This is a genomic window from Monashia sp. HAY1-5C (genome assembly GCF_056755255.1).
The window spans coordinates 1-265 of the sequence record NZ_JBPGXG010000411.1 but is presented as its reverse complement, the minus strand read 5'-3'; the positions used below and the strand labels follow the sequence as shown (position 1 = coordinate 265).

The 265-nt window shown below is 65.3% G+C and carries 1 pseudogene; it reads right to left on the bottom strand.

The features are described 5' to 3' along the window. A pseudogene (locus tag ACR9ZK_RS22245) lies at positions 1-236 on the bottom strand (hypothetical protein); the annotation flags it as partial. Between the last annotated feature and the right edge of the window lie 29 nt (positions 237-265).

Here is a 265-nt window from a genome sequence, read left to right as displayed (position 1 = left end):
CGCTTGTCCGGGTTGATGATCGGCATCGCGCCGAACGCGGCCAGCGCGGCCTCGTGGAAGCCCGACAGGATCAGCTTCTTCTTGCCCGGGTAGGTGTTGATGTCACCCACCGCGAAGATGCCCGGCACGCTGGTCTGGAACTTCTCGGTGTCGACCGGGATCTGCTTCTTCTCCAGCGCCAGACCCCATTCGGCGATCGGGCCCAGCTTCGGCGACAGGCCGAAGAACACCAGCACCTGGTCCGCCTGCACGATGCGCGTCACTC